The organism is Stenotrophomonas sp. YIM B06876, assembly GCF_030711595.1.
Lineage (GTDB): Bacteria > Pseudomonadota > Gammaproteobacteria > Xanthomonadales > Xanthomonadaceae > Stenotrophomonas.
In genome coordinates, this window is sequence record NZ_JAUJUJ010000003.1 from 1 (window position 1) to 22,845 (window position 22,845).

The 22,845-nt window shown below is 67.1% G+C and carries 24 protein-coding genes and 1 tRNA gene; 20 read left to right on the forward strand and 5 right to left on the reverse strand.

Features of this window, described 5'->3' with window-relative positions; all coding sequences use genetic code 11:
- Window positions 1-331 precede the first annotated feature (331 nt).
- The 4 genes from QZH66_RS19035 (at window position 332) to QZH66_RS02225 (ending at window position 2,214) form a co-directional block, all read left to right on the forward strand.
- Window positions 332-745: a DNA polymerase III subunit gamma/tau C-terminal domain-containing protein gene (locus tag QZH66_RS19035; protein ID WP_345783821.1), complete on the forward strand. Its 414-nt coding sequence runs from the start codon at window positions 332-334 to the stop codon at window positions 743-745.
- A 6-nt stretch (window positions 746-751) separates the two neighbouring features.
- A complete protein-coding gene (locus tag QZH66_RS02215) occupies window positions 752-1,072 on the forward strand; it encodes a YbaB/EbfC family nucleoid-associated protein (RefSeq protein WP_305804317.1) in 321 nt (106 codons plus the stop codon).
- Between the two features lie 89 nt (window positions 1,073-1,161).
- On the forward strand, window positions 1,162-1,761 hold the full coding sequence (recR, locus tag QZH66_RS02220; protein ID WP_305804318.1) for a recombination mediator RecR: 600 nt from the start codon (window positions 1,162-1,164) through the stop codon (window positions 1,759-1,761).
- Between the two features lie 96 nt (window positions 1,762-1,857).
- Entirely contained in the window at window positions 1,858-2,214 is a 357-nt protein-coding gene (locus tag QZH66_RS02225) for a histidine triad nucleotide-binding protein (RefSeq protein ID WP_305804319.1), read from the forward strand.
- Window positions 2,215-2,280: 66 nt separating this feature from the next.
- On the opposite strand, the gene QZH66_RS02230 is transcribed toward QZH66_RS02225, so the two are convergent.
- The 4 genes from QZH66_RS02230 to QZH66_RS02245 are packed head-to-tail and all read right to left on the reverse strand — an operon-like array spanning window position 2,281 to window position 6,668.
- Window positions 2,281-2,808, reverse strand: coding sequence for a Slp family lipoprotein (locus QZH66_RS02230; RefSeq protein WP_305804320.1), 528 nt, complete (start codon window positions 2,806-2,808; stop codon window positions 2,281-2,283).
- The gene (locus tag QZH66_RS02235; protein WP_305804321.1) at window positions 2,805-4,763 is read right to left on the reverse strand and encodes a transglutaminaseTgpA domain-containing protein; all 1,959 of its coding nucleotides are present in this window, start codon (window positions 4,761-4,763) and stop codon (window positions 2,805-2,807) included. Before QZH66_RS02235 ends, QZH66_RS02230 begins: the two co-directional genes overlap by 4 nt.
- Entirely contained in the window at window positions 4,756-5,712 is a 957-nt protein-coding gene (locus QZH66_RS02240) for a DUF58 domain-containing protein (RefSeq protein WP_305804322.1), read from the reverse strand. Before QZH66_RS02240 ends, QZH66_RS02235 begins: the two co-directional genes overlap by 8 nt.
- Before the next feature lie 2 nt (window positions 5,713-5,714).
- Window positions 5,715-6,668: an AAA family ATPase gene (locus QZH66_RS02245; protein ID WP_305804323.1), complete on the reverse strand. Its 954-nt coding sequence runs from the start codon at window positions 6,666-6,668 to the stop codon at window positions 5,715-5,717.
- 40 nt (window positions 6,669-6,708) lie between these two features.
- Between QZH66_RS02245 and QZH66_RS02250 the strand changes: the two genes are divergently transcribed.
- The 3 genes from QZH66_RS02250 to QZH66_RS02260 all read left to right on the forward strand — a co-directional run bounded on the left by QZH66_RS02250 (window position 6,709) and on the right by QZH66_RS02260 (window position 11,397).
- Window positions 6,709-8,547 (forward strand): glycosyltransferase family 39 protein, encoded by a 1,839-nt coding sequence (locus QZH66_RS02250; RefSeq protein ID WP_305804324.1) that lies wholly within the window; start codon window positions 6,709-6,711, stop codon window positions 8,545-8,547.
- 67 nt (window positions 8,548-8,614) lie between these two features.
- A complete protein-coding gene (locus QZH66_RS02255; protein ID WP_305804325.1) occupies window positions 8,615-9,547 on the forward strand; it encodes a glycosyltransferase family 2 protein in 933 nt (310 codons plus the stop codon).
- Entirely contained in the window at window positions 9,544-11,397 is a 1,854-nt protein-coding gene (locus QZH66_RS02260) for a glycosyltransferase 87 family protein (protein WP_305804326.1), read from the forward strand. Before QZH66_RS02255 ends, QZH66_RS02260 begins: the two co-directional genes overlap by 4 nt.
- On the opposite strand, the gene QZH66_RS02265 is transcribed toward QZH66_RS02260, so the two are convergent.
- Entirely contained in the window at window positions 11,382-11,954 is a 573-nt protein-coding gene (locus QZH66_RS02265) for a Maf family nucleotide pyrophosphatase (protein ID WP_305804327.1), read from the reverse strand. The two genes, QZH66_RS02260 and QZH66_RS02265, sit on opposite strands and share 16 nt — an antisense overlap.
- 114 nt (window positions 11,955-12,068) lie before the next feature.
- On the opposite strand from QZH66_RS02265, the gene QZH66_RS02270 reads away from it, so the two are divergent.
- From QZH66_RS02270 to QZH66_RS02330, 13 genes are all read left to right on the forward strand, one after another.
- On the forward strand, window positions 12,069-12,578 hold the full coding sequence (locus tag QZH66_RS02270; protein WP_305804497.1) for a YceD family protein: 510 nt from the start codon (window positions 12,069-12,071) through the stop codon (window positions 12,576-12,578).
- A gap of 106 nt (window positions 12,579-12,684) precedes the next feature.
- On the forward strand, window positions 12,685-12,879 hold the full coding sequence (gene rpmF, locus QZH66_RS02275; protein WP_305804328.1) for a 50S ribosomal protein L32: 195 nt from the start codon (window positions 12,685-12,687) through the stop codon (window positions 12,877-12,879).
- Between the two features lie 85 nt (window positions 12,880-12,964).
- Window positions 12,965-13,942: a beta-ketoacyl-ACP synthase III gene (locus QZH66_RS02280; RefSeq protein ID WP_305804329.1), complete on the forward strand. Its 978-nt coding sequence runs from the start codon at window positions 12,965-12,967 to the stop codon at window positions 13,940-13,942.
- Window positions 13,943-14,364: 422 nt separating this feature from the next.
- Window positions 14,365-15,309 (forward strand): ACP S-malonyltransferase, encoded by a 945-nt coding sequence (gene fabD / locus QZH66_RS02285; RefSeq protein ID WP_305804330.1) that lies wholly within the window; start codon window positions 14,365-14,367, stop codon window positions 15,307-15,309.
- Window positions 15,310-15,395: 86 nt separating this feature from the next.
- Complete coding sequence (gene fabG, locus QZH66_RS02290; protein ID WP_305804331.1) at window positions 15,396-16,139, forward strand: 3-oxoacyl-ACP reductase FabG; 744 nt, start codon at window positions 15,396-15,398, stop codon at window positions 16,137-16,139.
- 151 nt (window positions 16,140-16,290) lie between these two features.
- A complete protein-coding gene (acpP, locus tag QZH66_RS02295) occupies window positions 16,291-16,530 on the forward strand; it encodes an acyl carrier protein (RefSeq protein WP_305804332.1) in 240 nt (79 codons plus the stop codon).
- 124 nt (window positions 16,531-16,654) lie between these two features.
- Window positions 16,655-17,917, forward strand: coding sequence for a beta-ketoacyl-ACP synthase II (fabF, locus tag QZH66_RS02300; protein WP_305804333.1), 1,263 nt, complete (start codon window positions 16,655-16,657; stop codon window positions 17,915-17,917).
- Window positions 17,918-18,234: 317 nt separating this feature from the next.
- Window positions 18,235-19,590 carry an aminodeoxychorismate synthase component I gene (locus tag QZH66_RS02305; RefSeq protein WP_305804334.1) on the forward strand — a complete coding sequence of 452 codons (1,356 nt, stop codon included), beginning with the start codon at window positions 18,235-18,237 and terminating at the stop codon, window positions 19,588-19,590.
- A gap of 69 nt (window positions 19,591-19,659) precedes the next feature.
- Window positions 19,660-20,718, forward strand: a complete 1,059-nt coding sequence (gene mltG / locus QZH66_RS02310) for an endolytic transglycosylase MltG (protein WP_305804335.1) — start codon at window positions 19,660-19,662, stop codon at window positions 20,716-20,718.
- Complete coding sequence (gene tmk / locus QZH66_RS02315; RefSeq protein WP_305804336.1) at window positions 20,715-21,380, forward strand: dTMP kinase; 666 nt, start codon at window positions 20,715-20,717, stop codon at window positions 21,378-21,380. Before mltG ends, tmk begins: the two co-directional genes overlap by 4 nt.
- On the forward strand, window positions 21,377-22,339 hold the full coding sequence (locus tag QZH66_RS02320; protein ID WP_305804337.1) for a DNA polymerase III subunit delta': 963 nt from the start codon (window positions 21,377-21,379) through the stop codon (window positions 22,337-22,339). Before tmk ends, QZH66_RS02320 begins: the two co-directional genes overlap by 4 nt.
- Window positions 22,336-22,689, forward strand: a complete 354-nt coding sequence (locus QZH66_RS02325; protein WP_305804338.1) for a PilZ domain-containing protein — start codon at window positions 22,336-22,338, stop codon at window positions 22,687-22,689. Before QZH66_RS02320 ends, QZH66_RS02325 begins: the two co-directional genes overlap by 4 nt.
- A 63-nt stretch (window positions 22,690-22,752) precedes the next feature.
- Window positions 22,753-22,827: transfer RNA gene (locus QZH66_RS02330), tRNA-Val, on the forward strand.
- Window positions 22,828-22,845 lie beyond the last annotated feature (18 nt).

Here is a 22,845-nt window from a genome sequence, read left to right on the forward strand (position 1 = left end):
GGTCGCACCGGGCGCCGCAACGCCGGCGGAGCCTGCGTCCACCCCCGTTGCCCCGCCGCCGGCACCCGTAACCGCAACGGCACCCGCGCCACGATCGCCGGAGAAAAACGCCGCCGCCATCAGCGACGACGTCCCGCCGTGGGCGACAGACAGCGCCGCCTCGGCGCAGGACGAAACCCTGGCTGCGGAAATGGGCGAAGAACGAAGCGCCTGGGACGCACCTGTGAGCGCGCCTGTCGCAGTGGAAAAAGCCCCCGTCGCGCCGGGTGCGGTTCGGCCGGAAAAGAGTGAAGTCCCGGCACCTGCACCTGTCGCCCATGCCGCAGCCCCAGTGGCGGGCGATTCGGGGCGTGCACTGGGCAATGCCGAACAGTGGCTCGACCTGGTGGCTGCCAGTGCGCTGTCTGGACCGTCCAGGCAGTTGGCGGCCAATGTGGCGTTCGTCGGTTATGCCCACGGCGTGCTGCGGCTGGCGCTGGCCCCGGGGTTTGAATACCTGCGTTCGGAACGTGCGGTTGGCGATCTGGAGCAGGCGCTGTCGGCTTCGCTCGGGCAGACGCCGAAAATCGTGATTGAAACCGGTGCCGCCGACGCCGAGACGCTGCACGAGCGCGCCGACCGCCAGCGCGGCGAGCGGCAGAGTGCGGCCGAAACCATTTTCATGGACAACCCTGAAGTGCAGCTGCTGGTACAGCAGCACGGCGCCCGGGTGGTTCCAGATTCCATCCGTCCCTTTGAAGAGTAGGCAGCTATGCGCGGCAATATCGCCCAACTGATGCAACAGGCCCAGAAGATGCAGGAAAACCTGCAGAAGGCCCAGGAAGAACTGGCCAAGCTGGAAATGACCGGCAGCGCCGGCGGTGGCATGGTCAGCGTGACCCTGACCGGTGCCAAGGAGTGCCGCAAGGTGCGGATCGATCCGTCGGTGCTGGCCGATCCGGAAATGACCGAGGATCTGGTGGCGGCCGCGTTCAACGACGCCGCCAACAAGATCGATGCCGAATCCAAGGCGCGCATGGGTTCGGCCACGGCCGGCATGCAGTTGCCGCCGGGAATGAAACTGCCGTTCTGATCTGCCGGACCGGCGGAGTGATCGCCGGTTGGGTTCCGCGCGCGAAGTCTCCGGGCTTCGCGTGCCTGTTTCTGCATTGAGCCGATACGATGAGCCAGCCGCTGCTCGAACAACTGATCGAGGCTTTCCGGGTGTTGCCGGGAGTCGGGCAGAAGACCGCCCAACGCATGGCCTATCACGTCCTCGAACGCGAGCGCGACGGCGGCTTGCGCTTGGCCTCGGTGCTGGCCGAGGCGATCGAGAAGATCGGCCATTGCGAACAGTGCCGCGATTTCAGCGAAAGCCCGATCTGCCCGGTATGCGCCAGCAGCAACCGCGAACGGCAGATGCTGTGCGTGATCGAATCACCGGCCGACCGCCTGGCGATCGAACATGCCACCAGCTATCGCGGCGTGTATTTCGTGCTGCAGGGCCGGCTGTCGCCGCTCGATGGCATCGGCCCGCGCGAGCTGGGTCTGGACCAGCTGGAGTCGCGGCTGGCGCAGGGCGAAGTGGGCGAGCTGATCATCGCCACCAATTCCACGGTGGAGGGTGAGGCCACGGCGCACTATCTGGCGCAGCTGGCGCGGCGCCACAAGGTCATCCCCAGCCGCCTGGCGCAGGGGCTGCCGCTGGGGGGCGAGCTGGAGTATGTCGACCGTGGCACGTTGTCGCACGCGTTTGGCAGCCGCAGCGAGCTGGCCGAATAGCCGCTGTGGCGGTCACTGCCGGCCCGCGCCGACCGCATCGAAGACCGCGGGGCCAGCGGCTAAGCTAGGCGCTGTTTCCCCGATGCGACCCCTGCCATGACCGACACGCTGTTTGGAAAGATCATTCGCCGCGAGATTCCCGCCACCATCGTCTATGAAGATGACGAGGTGCTCGGCTTCAACGACATTGCCCCGCAGGCGCCGGTGCACGTGCTGTTCGTGCCGAAAAACGAGGTGATTGCGACGCTGGACGATGTGCAGCCCGGGCAGGCGCACCTGATCGGCAAGCTGGCATTGGCCGCCGCCGCCTATGCACGGCAGCAGGGCTTCGCACAGGACGGCTACCGCATCGTCATGAACTGCCGCGAGCACGCCGGGCAGACGGTGTTCCACATCCATCTGCATCTGCTGGCCGGCGCGCCGCTGGGCCGTTTCGGTACCCCGGCAGGCTGAGGGACACCGGCTCGGGCCCAACAAAAACGCCGCCCGAAGGCGGCGTTTTCAGTCAGTGGGCGCTGATTACCACCAGCCGCCGCGCCAGCCCCATCCCCAGCCGGGACCCCAACCCGGCCCCCATGGCCCGTAGGGATAGGCCGGGACCACCTCCACCTCGCGCTGCACCGGCCACAGGTAGACCACGTCGGCGGCGATCTTCGGCAGCGGATAGTCGTAGTCGCCGATTTTGGTGGTCTGGTAGCCGTCCACCCGGCCGATGAAAGTCACGTCACGGCCGGGTTCGAATACGGCCGGATCATAGAAGCCGGCCCGGCAGGCGATGAAGCGGCCGTCGCTGGCATCCGAGGAACTGGTTACCGGGCGCCCGCTGCCATTGAGTGGCCGCGAAATCAGCTGGAAGCAGGTCTCACCCTGGCCGGGGTGGGTTTCGATGATGCGCCCGCCCCAGCGTACCGGGGTGCCGGTCTGTTGCTGGGCCACCGCATCACGCGGGGAAACCGGGCTGAACTGTCCCTGCAGCGGCTTGGGCGCCGTGGCACAGGCGGCCAGAGACAGGGTGGCGGCAAGGGGAAGCAGAAACTGGATCTTCATGGATGTGCTCCGGGTTTCGGGCGGTGCCTGCGCAGGTCGCGCAAAAGTGAGACGTCGACGGCCTTGTTGTCAGCGTAGCGCGCGGCAGCGAAACGCTGGCTGAGCGTCAATAGACCGCTGCCTGGCTGACGTTGTTCCACCCGGCTTGCCCACAGTATCGCCGGTTCATGCAGCTCCCGCTCCAGCCCGAAATGACGGTAGCGCCGGCCCAGCCTGCGCCATGCGCGCAGCAGCGGATCGCGCTCGCGTTCGCCGCGTGCCAGCAGCCACGCCATCGCGCCCAACGCCGCGGCGGCGAACAGGGCGAACACGAGGATCAACTGCTCCGGCTGCAGGCGTTCGATGCCGAACCTGCGCAGCAGGTGCTGCTGGCGGTTGGCGTCGAACGAGAGCACCAGGTCGTTCCAGCCGCGGCGCAGCCAGTCGCCCAATTCCGCCATCTGCCGCCAGCGCTGGCCCAGTTCGAAGCCGGCGGCGCCTGTGCCCTGGCCAAGCCGGTCTTCCAGCGTGTCGTAGATGCGTTCCGGGGCGACAGCGGCGGTCGGGTCGACCCGGACCCAGCCGCGTCCGGCCAGCCACACCTCGGTCCAGGCATGGGCGTCCATGCGCCGTACCACCCAGTAGGCGCCAAACCGGTTGCGCTCGCCACCGGCATAACCGGTGACCACACGGGCGGGAATGCCGGCGTTGCGCATCAGCACCGCGAAGGCGGAGCTGAAATGCTCGCAGAAGCCGGCCTTGTGCTGGAACAGGAACTCGTCCACGCCGTCGCGGCCGGGTAGCGGCGTGTCCAGGGTGTAGGCGAATTCGGCGCTGATCCACGCCAACGCGCGCTGCACGATGGCGTTGTCGTCGGCACCGGCCTGCTGCCGCCATTGCCGGGCAAGGGTCCGCGTGCGTGGATTGAAGCCCGGCGGCAATTGCAGGGTCTGCCGGCGCAGGGCGGGCGGCAGTTCGGCCTGGAACTGGCGCGCGGGGGCGGACTGCAGGCGCCAGCGGGTGAGGGCGGTCAGCGGCTGTTCGCTGCTCAGGCTGTAATCGTCGGCCAGACGCGCGTTGGCGGGCGCGGCGATGGGCAGGTCGAGGGCCACCAGCTGGCGCCGGTCGGTGGGTTCGTATTCGATCTGGTAGTCCCAGCCGGCGGCTGCTGCGGTGACTGCCGGCAGTGGCTGCTGCAGCGGCGGGTCGAGCCGGGTCCAGCTGCGGCCATCGAAGCGGGTGAGCACCGGTCCGCGCCAGTAGCGCTGCTCGGGCGCGGGCGTGGGGCCGAAAAACTGCGCACGCAGGGCCGGGCTGTCGTCGGCCATCAGGTCGATCCACTCGCCCGGATTCATCGCGTCGGACAGGCCGGGGCGGGCCAGGGCGCGTTCGGGAATGCCCCACAGCGGTGAGGGCAGGCGCGGGAACAGCCAGAACGCGGCCAGCGCCAGCGGCAGGGCGATGGCCACCAGCCGGCCAACGCCGTGCAGTTGCTGCCGCAGCGCCGGGGTATGGCTGTGGCCTTCTTCGTCGGCCAGTCGCTGCAAGGCCAGCAGTGCGCTGAGCACGGCGGCCAGCGCCAGCCCCAGGGTCAGCGGTCCCTGGTCCAGCAGGAACGCCGCAAACGGGGCAAACAGGGCAAAGCCGAGCAGGCTGCGGGCATCGCGCAGGGTGCGCAACTCGGAGGACTTGATCGCCAGCATCGCCGCCAGCAGGGCGCAGCCCGAATCGCGCCCGGGCCGCGCGCCCATCTGCCAGTAGATCGCGGCGAGCATGGCCAGGATCAACAGCAGGCGCACTGGCGAGGGCAAGGGCCGGCGCCATGACAGCGCCCCCACCGCCAATGCGGCCACGGCAAAGCCGGCCGCCAGTGCCGTGGGCAACTGCAGCAGCAGCGGCAGCAGCGCCAGTGCGGTGGTGAGCAGTGCCCAGGCCCGGCCTGCGACCGCCAGTTCGAGCGTGCCCGGCTTAGCCATGCGGCATCAGCGCCAAGGCGCGCAGGCACAGGTGCCGGTGGCCGTCGCCGTTGCCGGGGCCGAGCGCGGGCTGGCCCGGCAGGTTCAACTGGTAGCGGCGGCCCTCACGCTCGGCTTCATTCACCCAGCGGGCCAACCGGGCAATGCGCCGCTCGTAGGGCAGGGCGCTGACATCGCGCCAGTCGAGTACCACGTCCACACCGCGCGGGCGCTCGTAGTCGCGCACCAGCAAGGTGTCGCGGCGCGCCGAGTGCTTCCAGGCGATCGTGCGCAGGGCATCGCCGGGCCGATAGGGACGCAACTGCTGCAATTCATCACCCAGCGGATGGACGCGGGTGTGGGCCGGCGAGCCGCCGCGTTCCGGCAGCAGGGGGCCGCGGCGCTCGGGGCAGGGGTATACCAGCAGCGGCGTATCCGGCCATGCCCACGCCCAGGCACGGACCAGTCCCAGCGGGTAGGTGGTGGAAACCCGGAGCCGCTCCGGATCCAGCCAGCCGCGGCGGTGTGTGGGCAGCAGCAGGTCGACTTCGTTGCGACTGCCGGTTTCCAGGGAGGTGAAAGCGCTGACGTCGGCATGGGTCACCTGCAGGCCTCGGCGGACGCGGGTGTCGTTACGGGCAAGGGTCAGGCGCAGTCGCAGCGGGGTGCCGGCCGGAACCGGATCGGCGGAGACCGCCTCCACCCGCAAGCCGGACAGCTGCAAGTGGGCATGGATGCTGCTGGCAATGGCGGTGGCGCCGAGCAGCAAGGCCAGCAGCAGCGCCGGATTGTTGTTGTAGTTGAGGGCGCCGAGCAGCATGGCGGCCAGCAGCACGCTGACGAAGACCCCGAAGCCGGTGGGAAGCACATAGATCCGGCGCCGGTCCAGACAGATGGGCAGCGCTTCGGGGGAGCGTGGCCGGGCCAGCTGCTGCAGCGAGCGCCAGGAGCCGTGCCACCACGCCGGCATGTTCAGTCCACCTGCACGCTGTGCAGGATCGCGTGCGCCAATGCCGGACCCGAAGACGCTTCGGCTTCGGCGACCAGACGGTGGCCGGCGACCGCGACAAACAGCGCCTGGATGTCTTCGGGCAGCACATGGTTGCGCCCCAGCAGCAGCGCGTACGCCTTGGCGCCGCGCAGCAGCGCGATGCCGGCGCGGGGCGACAGGCCCACGCGCACGCCGGCATGCTGGCGGCTGCGGGTGAGCAGGTTCTGCACATAGCCGATCAGTGCATCGCTGGCATGGACCTGGTCGACGGCCGCGCGCAGGATGCGGATGTCGTCCTCGCCCAGGCAGGGCATCGCCTGCGCGATCAGCGTGCGCCGGTTGCTGCCGCTGAGCAGGGCGCGCTCGGATTCGGCATTGGGATAGCCCAGCGCCAGCCGCAGCAGAAAGCGGTCCAGTTGCGAATCGGGCAACGGGAACGTGCCCGACAGGTCCACCGGATTCTGGGTGGCGATGACGAAGAACGGTTCCGGCAGGGCGTGGGTGACGCCATCGAGCGTGACCTGCTGTTCGGCCATCGCTTCGAGCAGCGCGCTCTGGGTGCGCGGCGGTGCGCGGTTGATCTCGTCGGCCAGCAGCACGTGGGTGAACACCGGCCCCGGATGGAACTGGAACTGGCGCGATTGTGCGTCATACACCGAGACGCCCAGCACATCGGCCGGCAGCAGGTCCGAGGTGAACTGCACGCGTTGGAACCCCAGTCCGAGACTGGAAGCCAGCGCGTGCGCCAGCGTGGTCTTGCCCAACCCGGGCAGATCCTCGATCAGCAGATGGCCGGCCGACAGCAGCGCGACAAACGCCAACCGTACTTCGTGGGTCTTTCCCAGCAGCAGAGAATTGACCTGGTCCTGCGCGCGCTGCAAGGACTGACGCATCACATCGGTTAGGATTCCGGGCAGTGGCGGCGCAGCGGGCATGGTCGTCTCGTATCGGTGGTCAGGGGGAGTGTAAGGCTCAATGCAGGGCGAACAACGCGCGCGAAAAATCTTCATGGTGCTGTGGGTGGTGGTGACTGCGATCAAGATCGTGATCGCCGCACGGCTGCCGCTGTTCGTGGATGAGGCGTTCTACTGGCAGGAGGGCCAGCACCTGGCCGCCGCCTATTCCGACCTGCCGGGACTGGCTGCATGGCTGGCACGGCTGGGCGTGGAGTTGGGAGGACAGCATCTGCTGGCGTTGCGCCTGCCGTTCCTGCTGCTGGGCGCCGGGTTGCCGTGGATGGTGATGCACATCGCCGCGCGCTGGTCCGGTGCGGTGGCCGGCTGGCAGGCCGGCAGTCTGGCCCTGTTGATGCCGCTGTCGGCCACACTCGGCATTCTTGCGGTGCCCGATGTGCCGATGGCGATCGCCGCGGTGCTGTGCCTGGGCGCCGGCGCGCGGTTGCTGCGGGGCGTGGATGCCGGTGGCGCGCTCGGCTTGGCATTTGGCCTGCTCGTCGGGGCGCTCAGCCATTACCGGTTCATCGGCGTGATCGGGGTGGGTTTCATCGCGCTGCTGTGGCTGCCGCAGGGGCGCCGGGTGTTGCGCGATCCGCGGGTATGGGTGGCATTGATGGTGGGCGTGGTGGCGTGGTTGCCACTGTTGGCGTGGAATGCCGACAACCACGACGCCGGCCTGAAATTCCAGATCGTCGAACGCCACCCCTGGCAGTTCCAGCCCAGTGGCCTGTGGTTTGTGGTGATCCAGCCGCTGCTGGTGACGCCGCTGCTGGGTCTTGCGATGTGGCAGGTCGCCGTGGCCGGCTTCCGCGCCGAGCACCGCGCGCGAGTGCAGTGGCGCTATTTCGCCCTGGTCGGCGCTGTGTCCACCTTGACCATCTTCGTGCTCGGCTTTTTCACCGACGTCGAACGCATCAGCTTCCACTGGCCGCTGCCAGGCTACCTGGCCTTGCTGGTGGCCATGCCGGTCATCCTCAACCGCTGGCCGCGCTGGCTGCGCCGGCTCAGTTGGTGGCTGGCCGGCGTCGGGCTGGTGTGTGCGTTCGGTTACTACCTGATGGCGGCCACGCCGGCGATACGCGAGCAGCTGGCCGGCAACAAATACTACCCGCGCAATTTCGCCGGCTGGCGGCCGTTGGCGGTGGCGGTGCGCGAGGAACTGCGGAAAATGCCTGCAGGCACCACTGTACTGGCGGGCAGCTTCAAGGTCGGGGCGGAGCTGGGGTTCCAGCTCGATGATGCGTCGATCCAGGTGCTGCCGCACGTATTGAACGACAAGCACGGGCGTACCGCGCAGTTGGCGCAATGGCGGCTGATCAGCGACGGCCAACGCACGCAGCCGCAGTTGCTGGTGCTGGCGCCCAGTGATCAGCGCTATCGCGATCTGCTGGCCCGCTATCACCTGGTGTGCGAACTGGTGGGGCCTTTGCCACCGCCGCGGGTGGTATCCAGCGATCACGGCTCCCAGCGCTTCCTGCTGTTCGCGCTGCCCGCGCAGAAGTCGCCGGGGCCATGTGTGACGCCGGCGATGGCGTGGGTGGATTCGCCCCTGCCGGGGCAGGTCGGCCGCGGCAGCGTCGATATCCGCGGCTGGGCATTCAAGGATGGCGTCGGGCTGTCGTCCGTGGAAGTGCTGCTGGATGGCAAAGTCGCGGCCATCGCCGACTATGGGCAGCGCTATGACATCACCGGGTTCTGGAAAATATCCACCGATCCGCAGCATCCACACGTGGGTTTCCATGCACGCATCGACACCACCGGGTTGACGCCCGGAAAACACTGGCTGGGACTGCGTCTGCATGGCAATGACGGCAGTGTCGAAGACTGGCCGGAGCAGCCGTTGCAGGTACGACGCTGATCCCGCTGGCGCAGCGTTTCTGCGCCGTAAAAATCCTGGGTGCGGCAACCGGGCCGCGGAGTGATACATGGACGACAAACATATCGCGGTGCTGGTTCCCTGCTACAACGAGGCGGCCACCATCGCCCGGGTGGTGCGGGACTTCGCGCTGCATCTGCCCGGCGCCAGCATCGTGGTGCTGGACAATAATTCAACCGATCGCACCGCAGAGCTGGCGCGACAGGCCGGGGCGGTGGTGCGCACGGTGGCCTTGCAGGGCAAGGGCAACGTCGTGCGCCGCGGGTTTGCCGATATCGAGGCCGATATCTATGTGCTGGTCGATGGCGATGACACCTACGATGCCGCGGCCGCACCGGTGCTGGTGAACCGGTTGCGGAATGAAGGCATGGACATGGTGGTCGGCGCCCGGCGTGACCAGCAGGCGGCGGCCTACCGGCCCGGACACCGCATCGGCAATGTGCTGTTGACCCGCTGTGCCGGGTTCCTGTTCGGGCGCAGCTTCCAGGACATGCTTTCCGGCTACCGGGTGTTTTCCCGTCGCTACGTGAAGTCGTTTTCCGCCCATGCGCACGGCTTCGAGATTGAAACCGAGCTGGCGGTGCATGCGCTGCAGCTGCGGATGCCGGTGGCGGAAATGGAAACGGCCTACGGGGTCCGGCCTGAAGGGTCGCAGAGCAAATTGAACACCTGGCGCGATGGCTGGCGGATCCTGTGCACCATCGCCAAGCTGTTCAAGGCCGAACGCCCGTTGTTGTTCTTCTCGCTCGGTTTTGCTTTTTCCGAAGCGTTGTCGGTGCTGTTGGCATTGCCGTTGCTGTGGACCTATCTGGAGACGGGGCTGGTCCCGCGCTTTCCTACCGCGGTCCTGTGCGTGGCGCTGGCGTTGCTCGGTTTCCTGTTGCTGGCCTGTGGACTGGTCCTGGATACGGTGACGCGCGGCCGGATCGAGGCCAAGCACCTTGCCTATCTCGCCGTGTCCAGTGCGGAAAAGCCGGCGTGAGCGCCGCGAGCTTTTCGGCGGCGTGTTTGCGCAGCTGGGAGTCCTGCTTCGCCTTTACCCGCCCGCGCAATGTCGCGTTGGCCACCGGCGCGGTGGCGCTGCTGGCGGGGTTGCTGTCGCTATGGCTGGGCCAGGATGCCAACTGGGATCTGCGCAACTACCACCTCTACAACGGCTATGCGGTGCTGGAAGGCCGGCTGGCACAGGATCTGGCGCCGGCGCAGATGCAGAGCTATTTCAGCCCGGTGCTGGATGTGCTGCATTACCTGATGATGGTGCGGCTGCCGGCACCGTTGGCGGGCTTTGCGTTCGGAGTCCTGCACGGGTTGGCGTTCCTGCCGGTATCGGCCATCGCCTGGCTGGCGTTGCAGGGGCAGGCGTATCGATCCGGGCTTGCGCCGTTGCTGGGGCTGGCGGGGTTGTGCACGGGTGCGTTCCTGTCCGAGCTTGGCGGCTCCATGGCCGACAACACCACCGCGCTGTTCGTACTGGGCAGCCTGTTTCTGGTGTTGTGGGCACAAGCGCAGCCGCAAACAGCGCTGCGCCGCGTGTTGTGGATATCGGGCGCGGCCGGCGCACTGCTGGGAATCGCGGTCGCGCTGAAGTTGACCAACGCGATCTATGCGCTGGCCCTGGCGATCGCGGTGATCGGCGCCGCGGGTGCGCCTTGGCGCCGGCTGGCAACACTGGCCGTGCTGGCCGGCGTGGCGCTGTTGACCGCGGCGGTATTGGCCGGCTGGTGGTACTGGCAGGTATGGCAGGCGTTCGGCAATCCGCTGTTTCCGCAATTCAATACGCTGTTCCAGGCGCCGCTGGCCGCGCCGGTGTCGGTGGCCGATACCCGTTGGCTGCCCACAAGCGTGTGGGAGCATCTGGCGTGGCCGTTGCTGTTCACGTTCCAGCCGCGGCGCATCAGTGAGATTTCGCTGAGCCAGTGCCTCTGGGTCGTGCTGTATCTGGCGGCACTGCTCGCGCTGTGGCGGGTGCTGTGGCGGCCGCGCGCGGCAGCCGTGGTGTTTGCGCCGGCGATGCGCTCCGTGGTGCTGTTTTTCCTGGTGGCCTATCTGCTGTGGCAGGCCGCCTTCAGCATCCATCGCTATCTGGTGGTGCTGGAGCTGTTGGCGCCGCTGCTGGTGTGGTGGCTGTGCCAGACGCTGCTGCCGGCCCGGCATGCGCCGCGCTGGGGTGCGATGCTGGTCGGCGCCTGTGCGCTGGTGTCGCTGTTGGGCTGGAATACCTGGGGCCAGGAGCGCTGGGCGTGGCAGGCGTTTGCGGTGGAAGCGCCACCGATGCCGGAGCCGGGCGACAGTGTCGTGCTTCTGGTCGGCGGCGAGCCGCAAGCCTGGCGCATTCCGTTCCTGCCCGGGCAAGCCCGCTACGTTGCGGTGGCCTCCAATTTTCCCGAATCCTCCGGCTTCCGCGCGCGGGTCACGCAAATGCTGGAGGCGCGCGAACACCGTTTTGCGCTGGTTCCCGGCTATTCGGACAAGGCGGCCGCACGCTTTGCGCGGATGAACGGTTGGGTGGAGCGCGTTGGATTTCTGGATCAGCCCGGTTGTGAGAGGTTGCGCTGGTTGGCGCACCACGTCCGTGGTTTGAAGTCCGTGGTCGAGCAGACCTCTCCGGGACGCTGCCGGTTGCTGCCGCGTTCCGGGCCGATCGCGGATCCGGTGCTGGCTGCCAGCCAGGAGCGCGCCGCGGCCCAGGCGCGATTGGCCGGTTATGGCTGGATGCTGGAGGAAAGCTCCTGCGTCCTGCGTGGCTCGCGCATTGGCCAGGGCGAATACCCCTACCAGTGGTGCCGGGTGGTGCGCAAACCGCAGGCCGATCCGCTTCAGGGTAATGAATAGCCCGCCTGGCGCAGCAGTTGCGACAGCGCGATCAGCGGCAGGCCGATCAACGCGGTGGGGTCCTGCGTGTGGATTGCCTCGAACAGGGTGATGCCCAGGCCCTCGCACTTGAAGCTGCCGGCGCAGTCCAGCGGCATTTCGGCAGCCACGTAACGCGCGATCTCCGCGTCCTGCAGTGGCCGCAGGCAGACCCGGGTCAGGTCGACGGTGTGCAGGCTGTGGCCGGCATTGATCAGGCACACGGCGGTGTGGAACAGCACGGTTTTCCCCGCCATCGCCGCCAGCTGGGCGTGGGCGGCGGCGACCGTGCCGGGCTTGCCCAGCGCGGCGCCCTCCAGTTCCGCCACCTGGTCCGAGCCGATCACCCAGCTCCCCGGGTGCCGCGCGGCCACGGCAGCGGCCTTGGCATGTGCCAGCCGCTTCGCCGTGCCGGCCGGGGCTTCGCCCGGCAGCGGTGCTTCGTCGACTTCCGGGCGCGCGCAGTCGAAGGCCAGTCCCACCCGCTGCAGCAGTTCGCGCCGGTAGCGCGAGGTGGAGGCAAGAATCAGCGGGAGCATGCGACAATACCGGTCCAAAGAAAGGCCCCAGTCTGCGCGGGGCGGTAGTTCCGCGGCAAGGATGGGCGCCGGGATTTGACAGCTGCCGGGGCGGTCTTTAACATTCTGCGGCTTATGTCCGCGAACGTACCCGAAATGCTGGATGCTTGGCGGATGGTCGCAGCGCGCAGGCGCTTCGAAGACCAGACACCATTGTCCGAAATGGCCCGCTTGCAGGGTCTTGTTGCCGATACCGAAGGGCAGTGCAGTTATGCGCTGGAATTCGGTCGCGACGAGGTTCTGCGGGTGTCCTATGTCGAATTGACTATCGATACCGCGCTGCCTTTGATCTGTCAGCGCACCATGCAGCGGTTCCTGCTGCCGGTGTCGCTGGTGCAGCGGCTTGGTCTGATCCGGAGCGAAGACGAAGAGTCCTCGCTCCCCGAAGACTATGAGCCCTTGCTGGTGCCGGAGGATGGCAACCTGCGTCCGCTGGATCTGGTTGAAGATGAATTGGTGTTGATGGTGCCGGTGGTGCCGTTGTCGCCGGGTAGCGAGGCGGTCGAACGTGACTGGCCGGCGACCGAAGAGGAACTGGACAAGGCCAATCCGTTTGCGGCATTGGCGGCGTTGAAGAAACAATAGCGGCCGGTTGTCGTCGGCGGCTGCGGCGAAAGCGAAAGTAGTGCTGGACGCTGGCGTCCTGTGCAATTAAACGACGAAGCAAACGAACCGAGTTTGGAGCAATCCCATGGCTGTGCAGAAATCCCGTGTTACCCCGTCCCGCCGCGGCATGCGCCGTGCGCACGACGCCCTGTCCGCAAAGCAGCTGTCGACCGATCCGACCACCGGTGAAGTGCATCTGCGTCACCACATCACTGCTGACGGTTTCTATCGCGGCAAGAAAGTGATTGCGACCAAGACGTCGGCCGTCGAAGAAGATTGATTTGTGACGGCCGCCGCCGCGGGCGGCGGCCGTTTCACCGATTCTTCCGGGTTCGCCAAGGTGGGCCCGTGCAACAGGAAGCAGCATGAGCAAACGGATCTACTCGAGGATCGCGGGCACCGGTAGTTATCTGCCCGAGAAACTGTTGACCAATGCGGATCTTGCGCAGATCGTCGACACCAGTGACGAGTGGATCCAGTCGCGCACCGGTATCCGTCAACGGCACATCGCCGCTGAGGGCCAGACCACCAGCGATCTGGGTTACCAGGCCGCGCTGCGCGCGCTTGAGGCTGCAGGCATAGACGCCTCGCAGCTGGACATGATTGTCGTGGGAACCACGACGCCCGATTTCATTTTCCCGTCCACCGCGTGCCTGATCCAGGCCAAGCTCGGTGTGGCCGGTTGCCCCGCTTTCGACGTCAATGCGGCCTGCTCAGGCTTCGTGTTCGCGCTCGGCGTGGCGGACAAATTCATCCAGTCCGGTGCGGCCCGCCATGTGCTGGTGATCGGTGCGGAAACCCTGACCCGGATGGTCGACTGGGAAGACCGCACCACCTGCGTGCTGTTTGGTGATGGGGCCGGCGCCGTCGTGCTCAAGGCCGACGCGGAAACCGGCATCCTCAGCACCCATCTGCACGCGGACGGCAGCAAGAAGGATCTGCTGTGGAATCCGGTCGGGGTTTCCGCCGGTTTCGGCGAAGGCAGCCAGGGTGGTGGCAGCATCAGGATGAAGGGCAACGACGTCTTCAAGTATGCCGTCAAGGCGCTGGATTCGGTCGTGGACGAGACCCTCGACGCCAATGGCCTGGCCAAGTCCGATCTGGACTGGCTGATTCCGCACCAGGCCAATCTGCGCATCATCGAAGCCACGGCCAAGCGCCTGGAGATGCCGATGGAGCAGGTGGTGGTGACGGTGGACCGGCACGGCAACACTTCCTCGGCCTCGGTGCCGATGGCGCTGGACGTGGCGGTCCGTTCCGGTCGCGTCGAGCGCGGCCAGCTGCTGCTGCTGGAAGCCTTTGGTGGCGGTTTCACCTGGGGTTCGGCGCTGATCCGTTATTGATCGCGCACGCTACGGCAATGTAATCCTGCCCATACGGCCCCTTTCGGGGCCGTACGCGTTTCCGGAGATCGGTGGTGGCGGAACCGCTGATCGTCGTACCAACACTGTCCGGGATGGCTGCTGGTGCAGGCGGCGCTGCGGGCAGGCGCAGGTGGTGAGCCGGCGCTTGCGGAGGGTGGCGCGGCTGAAACTGGGCCGTCCAGGTCCCGCGGCCCATTCGACCCGGGTGCGGCATGCCGCAACCGGCCCCTCGCTGGCGCTGCGGGCGGTGCTGTGTCTGGGGCAGATTCAGCGACGGCGATCTGGGCCTGCCGGGACTGCTGGGCCGGGCGGGCCTGTCCGCCCTTGCATACGCGGCAGTACAGACGGGCTGGAGCATTCACGCTTATGATGCGCGGCTTCGATTTTGCAGGCCGATGACCATGACTGATTCCCAACTTGCCTTTGTGTTCCCCGGCCAGGGTTCCCAGTCGCTGGGCATGCTGGCGGAACTGGCCGAGCTGCATCCGCAGATCCGTGCCACCTTCGGCGAGGCCTCCGAAGGCGCCGGGGTCGATCTGTGGGCGCTGTCGCAAGGCGGCCCGGAAGAACAGCTCAACCGCACCGAATACACCCAGCCGGCGTTGCTGGCCGCGGGGATTGCGCTGTGGCGGTTGTGGCAGGACCAGCGTGGCGCGCGCCCGGCGCTGTTGGCCGGTCACAGCCTCGGCGAATACACCGCGCTGGTGGCGGCCGGCGCCCTGACCCTGCGCGATGGCGCCCATCTGGTGCGGCTGCGCGGGCAGCTGATGCAGCAGGCCGCCCCGGCCGGCGTCGGTGCGATGGCCGCCGTGCTCGGCGCCGAGGACGCGCTGGTGCTGGAGGTTTGTGAGCAGGCCGCAGGCAGCCAGGTGCTGGTGCCGGCCAACTACAATTCGCCCGGCCAGATCGTGATTGGCGGTGACGCCGCTGCGGTGGACCGGGCGCTGGCGCTGCTGGCCGAACGCGGCGTGCGCAAGGCGGTCAAGCTGGCCGTCAGCGTGCCGTCGCATACCCCGTTGATGCGCGAAGCCGCCAACCGGCTGGCCGACGCCATGGCCGGGATGCAGTGGCAGGTGCCGGCATTGCCGGTGGTGCAGAACGTGGATGCCAAGGTGCACGACGGCGTCGATGCGATCCGCCAGGCGCTGGTGCAGCAGCTGTATCTGCCGGTGCAGTGGACCGGCTGCGTGCAGGCGCTGGCGGCGCGTGGCGTCACCCGGGTGGCCGAGTGCGGCCCGGGCAAGGTGTTGACCGGTCTGGTCAAGCGCATCGACAAGTCGGTCGAGGGCCGCTCGCTGGCGACGCCGGCCGATTTCGGCGGCGCACTGGTTGAATGGGCACACTGAACATGTCGCAGCACGGCACGGCCTCCGGCCCGACCGTATTGCTCCCGGCTGCCGCGCGGCACGCCACCCGTATTTGAGGAAACAGCATGAGCAAGCCTTTGCAGGGTGAAGTCGCCCTTGTCACCGGTGCCAGCCGCGGCATCGGTGCCGCCATCGCCGATGAACTGGCCGCGCAGGGCGCGACCGTCATCGGCACCGCCACCACCGACGGCGGGGCCGCCGCCATTGGCGAGCGGCTGGCTGCCAGCGGTGGCCATGGCCGCGCGCTGGACGTCAACGATTCCGCTGCGGTCGACGCGCTGATCGAAGGCATCGGCAAGGAATTCGGCGCGATCTCGATCCTGGTCAACAATGCCGGCATCACCCGCGACAACCTGTTGATGCGGATGAAGGAAGAAGACTGGCAGGCGATCCTGGACACCAACCTGACCAGCGTCTTCCGCACCTCCAAGGCCGTCATGCGCGGCATGATGAAGGCGCGCAAGGGCCGCATCGTCAACATCGCCTCGGTGATCGGCGTGACCGGCAACGCCGGGCAGGCCAACTATGCGGCCGCCAAGGCTGGCATCATCGCGTTCTCCAAATCGCTGGCCAAGGAAATCGGCTCGCGCGGCGTCACCGTCAACGTGGTCGCACCGGGCTTCATCGACACCGACATGACCAAGTCGCTGCCGGACGCCTCGCGCACCGCGTTGCTTGAACAGATTGCGCTGGGCCGCCTTGGCGAACCGGCGGACATCGCACGTGCGGTGGCGTTTCTGGCCGGTCCTTCGGCCAGTTACATCACCGGCGAAACCCTGCATGTAAACGGCGGGATGTACATGCCGTAAGCATGCGGCGCAAGGACTGCGCCCAGATGGCCGGCGTCCGGTGTTTCCGCAGCAATGCAAGCCCGCGACGCTTTCCACTACACTATCCAGGCGGCCATCGCAGAGCGATGGCGTTTTTGAACCACCACTACTCCATCTGGAGCGATATCCAATGAGCACCATCGAAGAACGCGTCAAGAAAATCGTCGTAGAGCAGCTTGGCGTCAAGGAAGAAGAAGTCACCACCAATGCATCGTTCGTCGATGACCTGGGTGCCGACTCCCTGGACACCGTCGAGCTGGTGATGGCGCTGGAAGAAGAGTTCGAGTGCGAGATCCCGGACGAAGAAGCAGAGAAGATCGGCACCGTCCAGGCTGCCATCGATTACGTCAAGGCGCACGTCAAGGCCTGATGTACGCCTGCTGGGCGCGGCCGGTACCCATGTTCCGACCGCGTTGCAGATCCATGGGGCCGCATATGCGGCCCTGTGTATTTAAGTGACATACCCGCACGGTACGGGGACAGGAGAAACTGCTATGAAACGTCGCGTTGTCGTTACCGGCATGGGCATGGTCTCGCCATTGGGCAATGATCTGGCCAGCAGTTGGCAGGGCATCACCGAAGGCCGTTCGGGCATCGGCCCGCTGACGACCATCGCGGACTCCTACCTGCAGCGGTTCACCACCAAAATCGCAGGTGAGGTCAGGGATTTCGACATCACCGCCGACAACGAACAGTTCGGCAAGTACCGGGTCAGCGGCAAGGATGCCAAGAAGATGGACCCGTTCATCCATTACGGCCTGGGTGCCGCCTTCATGGCGCTGCATGACTCGGGCCTGGAAATCACCGACGCCAACGCCGAGCGCATCGGTGCCATTGTCGGCGCCGGCATCGGTGGCCTGCTCGGCATCGAGGAACAGACCATCGAGTTCCACGAGGGCAAGAAGATCTCGCCCTTCTACGTGCCCAAGACCATCATCAACATGCTGCCGGGGCAGCTGAGCATCATCGCCGGGCTGAAGGGCCCGTCGTTCTCGGCGGTGTCGGCCTGCGCCACGTCCAACCATTCCATCGGCACGGCGATGCGCATGATCCAGTACGGCGATGCCGACGTGATGGTTGCCGGTGGCGCCGAGCGTGGCTCTTCGCCGACCGCGCTGGGCGGCTTCTGCGCGATGAAGGCCATGTCCACCCGTAATGACGATCCGGCCAAGGCGTCGCGCCCGTGGGACAAGGAGCGTGACGGCTTCGTGCTGGGCGACGGTGCCGGCATCCTGATCCTGGAAGAGTACGAGCACGCCAAGGCGCGCGGCGCGCACATCTACTGCGAGCTGGCCGGCTTCGGCGCCAGCTCCGATGCGTACCACATGACCGCACCGAGCGAGAACGGCGAAGGCGCCGCACGCTGCATGGTCGCGGCGATGAACGACGCCGGCGTCACCGCGGAGCAGGTGGGCTACCTCAACGCGCACGGCACCTCCACCCCGCTGGGCGACCTGGGCGAGACCATGGCGATGAAGACCGCCTTCGGCGAGCACGCCTACAAGATGCTGGTCAGCTCGACCAAGTCGATGACCGGGCACCTGTTGGGTGCCGCTGGCGGCGTGGAAGCGATCTTCTCGGTGATGGCGCTGACTACCGGCATCATCCCGCCGACGATCAACCTGGAAGAACCCGGCGAAGGCTGCGACCTGGACTACGTGCCGAATGTGGCGCGCAAGGCCGACGTGGACGTGGTGATGTCCAACGGCTTCGGCTTTGGTGGCACCAACGGCACGCTGGTGTTCAAGCGGATCTGAGCGCCGCTCAAAGCCCCTCTCCCTGCGGGGTAAGAGGGGCAGTCTGCGAACCACCGGTTCGCTGCCCCTCGAACGCCCTTGCGCCAGCGCAAGGGCCGGGGCGCGAAGCGGGGGTTGGGGTGAGGGCAGGGCGAAGCGGCTTCGTCGAACCACTCGGTTGGTGACAAAGGTTGTTCACCCGAACCGGCGCGTGGCGACGCGTTCTTCAGCATGGCGCCTCTGGTTGTATTGAGGCGCCCCTCATCCGCCCCTTCGGGGCACCTTCTCCCGCAGGGAGAAGGATGGAATCCACTTCCCTGACTTCTTTCGGGCCCACGATGCACATCCTTCCCCTGCACGCCGACACCGACCTGCTGGCGCTGCATCGGCTTGCGCCGCATCGTTATCCGGTGCTGCTCGAATCCACTGCCGCCGGCAAGCAGGGCCAGTGGGACATGCTGCTGATCGCCGATGGCGGCCAGCTGCTGCTAAACGCGGACGGCAGCCTGCAACGCGAAGACGGCAGCGCAGTGGAGGGCGATTTCCTGTCTGCACTGGATCGCGACTGGCAGGCCCTGCGCCAAGCCCGCAACCCGATGGAAGCGGAAATCCCGTTCCGTGGCGGCTGGGCATTGCTGCTCGATTACGAGCTCGCCCAGCAAGTCGAACCGATCCTGCAGCTGCCGCAGCGCACTGACGGCCTGCCAACCGCAATCGCACTGCGCTGCCCGGCAGCCGTACTGCGCGAACGCGACAGCGGCCGCTGCATCGCCATCGCCGAAGATGACGCTGCAGACCTGCTCAGCCAGCTCCAGCACGATCAAACCGGAGCCGACCAGTTACCCCCGTTGCCGCACTGGGAGGGCCCGGCAGCCATCAGCGAAGACGCAGGCGAACGCTTCACCGATGGCGTACGCCAGGTCATTGCTTACCTGCGTGCAGGCGACGTCTTCCAGGTGAACCTGTCGCGTTGCTGGCAGGCGCAGTTCGATGCACCGCTCGCACCGGAAGCGTTGTACGCGCGCCTGCGCACCGCCAATCCCGCACCGTTCGCCGGCCTGTTCAACGCCGCCGGGCGCGCCGTGGTCAGCTCCTCGCCGGAACGGCTGGTCTCGGTCTGTGGCGATGTGGTGCAGACCCGTCCCATCGCCGGCACGTGCCCGCGCTTCGAGGGCGACGACGATGCCGCGCGTATCCGCGAGCTGGTCGACCATCCCAAGGAGCGCGCCGAGCATGTGATGCTGATCGATCTGGAGCGCAACGACCTGGGGCGGATCTGCGCGCCGGGCAGTGTCGAGGTCGATGAGCTGATGTCGGTGGAAAGCTACGCCCACGTCCACCACATCGTCAGCAATGTGCGCGGGCGGCTGCGCGCCGGGGTGACCCCGGGGCAGGTGATCGCCGCCACGTTTCCTGGCGGCACCATCACCGGTTGCCCCAAGGTGCGCTGCATGCAGATCATCGCCGAGCTCGAGCAGCAGGCGCGCGGGGCCTACACCGGCGCGTTCGGCTGGCTCAACCGCGATGGCGACATGGACCTGAATATCCTGATCCGCACCGCCGAAGTGCAGGACCATGCCGCGCGGTTCCGTACCGGCGCCGGGGTGGTGGTGGACTCGGTGCCGGAGCGCGAGCTGGAGGAAACCCGGGCCAAGGCGCGGGGGCTGTTGCGGGCGCTGACGCCGCTGGCATGAACCGGGTTTTGCCGGCAGCGGCGGGTCGCGGGGTATCCTGCGCGCCAGCTGTTTCCAATCGAGGTGAGCATGGCGGGTGCTAAACGGGGTTGTCTGGTGGTCCTGGCGATGGGGCTGTTGCTGGCCGTGCTGGTGGCCGCTGCGGGCGCCTGGTTGTGGCAGCGTCAGGCCCAGTTCGCCACGACGCCGGTGACGCCGTCGGTGGCCAGCGTCACCGTGGCGTCCGGCGATTCGTTCAGCACCGTGCTGGGCAAACTGCGCGCTGCCGGAGTCGATGAAGGCCGTGATCTGCAATGGCAGCTGTTGGCCCGCCAGCTGGATGCGGCCGGCAAGCTCAAGGTCGGTGAATATGCGCTGGAACCGGCACTTACCCCACGCGAACTGTTGTTGCGGATGCGCCAGGGCAAGGTGTTGCAGTACCGGATCACCATCGTCGAGGGCTGGAACATCCGCCAGCTGCGTGCCGCGCTCAACCGGGCGCAACCGCTGCTGCACAAGACGACGGCGATGGGGGATGGTGAACTGATGGAGGCGCTGGGTTTTGCCGGGCAGCACCCGGAAGGCCGCTTCCTGCCGGAGACGTATATCTACCAGCGCGGCGACAGCGATCTGGACGTGCTCAAACGCGCGCACGCGGCGATGGAGCAGGCCCTGAGCAGCGCCTGGGAGTCGCGGGCCGAGGGCCTGCCGCTCGCCTCGCCGTATGAGCTGCTGACGCTGGCTTCGATCATCGAGAAGGAAACCGGCCTGGCCGCCGAGCGGCCGCAGATTGCCGGGGTGTTCGTCCGCCGGCTGAAGCTGGGCATGCGGCTGCAGACCGACCCGACGATCATCTATGGCATCGGCAGCAGCTATGACGGCAATATCCGCAAGAGTCACCTGACCACCGACACGCCCTACAACACCTATACCCGCGCCGGGCTGACGCCCACGCCGATCGCCATGCCCGGGCGCGCCGCGCTGCGGGCTGCCGCGCAACCGGCGGCGGGCGATGCGCTGTATTTCGTCGCCATTGGCGATGGCAGCGGCGCCCACGCGTTTTCGGCCAGCTATGCCGAACATACCGCCGCCGTTGCGCGCTATCTGCAGCGGCTGCGCCAGAACCGCAACGAGGCAGTACCCCAATGAATCAAGCGTTGCTGCGGCATCCGCATTTCGTCAGCCTGGAAGGCGGCGAGGGGGCCGGCAAGACCACCGCGATCAACGCCCTGCGTGACTGGCTGCAGGCGCAGGGACATGAGGTCGTCTTGACCCGCGAACCCGGCGGCACCCCGTTGGCCGAGCGCATCCGCGCGCTGGTGCTGACCCCGGATGCCGGGATCGCCGGCGAGCCGTTGACCGCCGAGGCCGAACTGCTGCTGGTGTTTGCCGCCCGTGCCCAGCACCTGAGCGAAGTGATCCGTCCGGCGCTGCAGCGCGGCGCATTCGTGATCAGCGACCGCTTCACCGATTCCAGTTACGCCTATCAGGGCGCGGGCCGCGGTCTGGACCTGCAATGGATCGCCGACCTGGAGCGGCGGGTGGTGGGCCTGTTGCCGGGGCTGACCCTGCTGCTGGATGTGGACGTGGCCATCGGCCGCGCCCGTGCCAATGGCCGCGATCTGTGGCCGGACCGGATCGAAACCGAGCAGGACGATTTTTTCCAGCGCGTGCGCGCCCAGTTCCGGCAGCGGGCGCAGGATGATCCGCTGCGGTTCCGGCTGGTCGACGCCAGCCAGGACCAGGCCGGCGTGGCCCATGCGGTGACCGCGTTGCTGGCGCAATGGATGGCGCAGGAAGCCACGGCATGAGCGAGCTGTTCACGCCCTGGCAGCAACGCGCCTATGACCAGAGCATTGCCGCGCTCGATGCCGGGCGACTCGGCCATGGCCTGCTGATCTGCGGTCCCGCCGGGCTGGGCAAGCGGGCCGTGGCAATGAGGATGGCGGCGCATGTGCTGGGGCAGGGCGCCAGTCCGGCGGCGGCATCGCGCAACGCCCAGTTGATCGCGGCCGGTACCCATCCGGACCTGCAGCTGGTGTCGTTCATCCCCAACAAGAGCGGCGACAAGCTGCGCACCGAGATCGTGATCGAGCAGGTGCGCGAGATCTCGCAGAAGCTGGCGCTGACCCCGCAGTACGGGGTGGCCCAGGTGGTGGTGGTGGATCCGGCCGATGCGATCAACCGTTCCGCCTGCAATGCGCTGCTCAAGACGCTGGAGGAACCCGCGCCCGGCCGCTACCTGTGGCTGATCAGTGCCGACCCGGCGCGGCTGCCGGCCACGGTCCGCAGCCGTTGCCAGGGGCTGGAATTCAAGCTGCCGCCGCGCGAAGAGGCGCTGGCCTGGCTGCAGTCCCGCGGCCATGGTGACGCGGTCGCGCGCGATGCACTGGATGCGGCGCGTGGACATCCGGGAATGGCCGACCAGTGGTTGCAGGGCGAGGGCATGACCCTGCGCCGCCAGGTCGCCAGCGAGCTGGGACAGCTGGCGGCAGGCCGCCTTGGCTGTGTCGAGCTGGCGCAGCGTTGGACGGCCGACGCGCATGCCGAAATGCGTCTGCGTCACGCCGCCGATCTGGCACTTGCCCAGGCCTCGGCTGGCGGCTTGACCGATCCGGCACGATTGCACAAGCTGGCGGCCTGGTTCGATGCCGCCAACCGGACGCGGGATCTGCTGCGGACCACGATCCGCGCCGATCTGGCGATAGTGGAACTATTGCTGGCCTGGTGCGCAGCCAACCAGTCGCAAGCCAAGGGAAACAATCGATGAGTGCGATGAACGCACGCCAGGGCATCCTGTCGCTGGTGGTCAAGGACAAGTCGGCGCTGTACAGCGCCTACATGCCGTTTGTGAAGAACGGCGGTATTTTCGTGCCGACGCCGAAGCGCTACTTTCTCGGCGATGAAGTGTTCCTGCTGCTGACCCTGCCCGACACCAGCGAGCGGCTGCCGGTCGCCGGCAAGGTGATCTGGGTCACCCCGGTGGGCGCGCAGGGCAACCGCCAGGCCGGGATCGGCGTGCAGCTGGCCGATGGCAGTGAGGCGGAGGCGATCCGCAACAAGATCGAGACCCTGCTGGCCGGTGCGTTGAATTCAGAAAAGCCGACGCAGACGATGTGAAAAAAATTCCGCCAATGCGTTGACGTCAGAAATCTCCGCCCTATAATTGGCGGCTCGCAACACGGGCGGTTAGCTCAGCGGTAGAGCATTGCCTTCACACGGCAAGGGTCACAAGTTCGAACCTTGTACCGCCCACCATGCGAAAAACAGAAAGCC

What these genes read in the sequence shown, in the direction of transcription:
- QZH66_RS02215 (WP_305804317.1), top strand. Translation starts at nt 752, where the DNA reads ATGCGCGGCAATATCGCCCAACTGATGCAACAGGCCCAGAAGATGCAG.
- recR (WP_305804318.1), top strand. Translation starts at nt 1,162, where the DNA reads ATGAGCCAGCCGCTGCTCGAACAACTGATCGAGGCTTTCCGGGTGTTG.
- QZH66_RS02225 (WP_305804319.1), top strand. Translation starts at nt 1,858, where the DNA reads ATGACCGACACGCTGTTTGGAAAGATCATTCGCCGCGAGATTCCCGCC.
- QZH66_RS02230 (WP_305804320.1), bottom strand. Translation starts at nt 2,808, where the DNA reads ATGAAGATCCAGTTTCTGCTTCCCCTTGCCGCCACCCTGTCTCTGGCC.
- QZH66_RS02235 (WP_305804321.1), bottom strand. Translation starts at nt 4,763, where the DNA reads ATGGCTAAGCCGGGCACGCTCGAACTGGCGGTCGCAGGCCGGGCCTGG.
- QZH66_RS02240 (WP_305804322.1), bottom strand. Translation starts at nt 5,712, where the DNA reads ATGCCGGCGTGGTGGCACGGCTCCTGGCGCTCGCTGCAGCAGCTGGCC.
- QZH66_RS02245 (WP_305804323.1), bottom strand. Translation starts at nt 6,668, where the DNA reads ATGCCCGCTGCGCCGCCACTGCCCGGAATCCTAACCGATGTGATGCGT.
- QZH66_RS02250 (WP_305804324.1), top strand. Translation starts at nt 6,709, where the DNA reads ATGCAGGGCGAACAACGCGCGCGAAAAATCTTCATGGTGCTGTGGGTG.
- QZH66_RS02255 (WP_305804325.1), top strand. Translation starts at nt 8,615, where the DNA reads ATGGACGACAAACATATCGCGGTGCTGGTTCCCTGCTACAACGAGGCG.
- QZH66_RS02265 (WP_305804327.1), bottom strand. Translation starts at nt 11,954, where the DNA reads ATGCTCCCGCTGATTCTTGCCTCCACCTCGCGCTACCGGCGCGAACTG.
- QZH66_RS02270 (WP_305804497.1), top strand. Translation starts at nt 12,069, where the DNA reads ATGTCCGCGAACGTACCCGAAATGCTGGATGCTTGGCGGATGGTCGCA.
- rpmF (WP_305804328.1), top strand. Translation starts at nt 12,685, where the DNA reads ATGGCTGTGCAGAAATCCCGTGTTACCCCGTCCCGCCGCGGCATGCGC.
- QZH66_RS02280 (WP_305804329.1), top strand. Translation starts at nt 12,965, where the DNA reads ATGAGCAAACGGATCTACTCGAGGATCGCGGGCACCGGTAGTTATCTG.
- fabD (WP_305804330.1), top strand. Translation starts at nt 14,365, where the DNA reads ATGACTGATTCCCAACTTGCCTTTGTGTTCCCCGGCCAGGGTTCCCAG.
- fabG (WP_305804331.1), top strand. Translation starts at nt 15,396, where the DNA reads ATGAGCAAGCCTTTGCAGGGTGAAGTCGCCCTTGTCACCGGTGCCAGC.
- acpP (WP_305804332.1), top strand. Translation starts at nt 16,291, where the DNA reads ATGAGCACCATCGAAGAACGCGTCAAGAAAATCGTCGTAGAGCAGCTT.
- fabF (WP_305804333.1), top strand. Translation starts at nt 16,655, where the DNA reads ATGAAACGTCGCGTTGTCGTTACCGGCATGGGCATGGTCTCGCCATTG.
- QZH66_RS02305 (WP_305804334.1), top strand. Translation starts at nt 18,235, where the DNA reads ATGCACATCCTTCCCCTGCACGCCGACACCGACCTGCTGGCGCTGCAT.
- mltG (WP_305804335.1), top strand. Translation starts at nt 19,660, where the DNA reads ATGGCGGGTGCTAAACGGGGTTGTCTGGTGGTCCTGGCGATGGGGCTG.
- tmk (WP_305804336.1), top strand. Translation starts at nt 20,715, where the DNA reads ATGAATCAAGCGTTGCTGCGGCATCCGCATTTCGTCAGCCTGGAAGGC.
- QZH66_RS02320 (WP_305804337.1), top strand. Translation starts at nt 21,377, where the DNA reads ATGAGCGAGCTGTTCACGCCCTGGCAGCAACGCGCCTATGACCAGAGC.
- QZH66_RS02325 (WP_305804338.1), top strand. Translation starts at nt 22,336, where the DNA reads ATGAGTGCGATGAACGCACGCCAGGGCATCCTGTCGCTGGTGGTCAAG.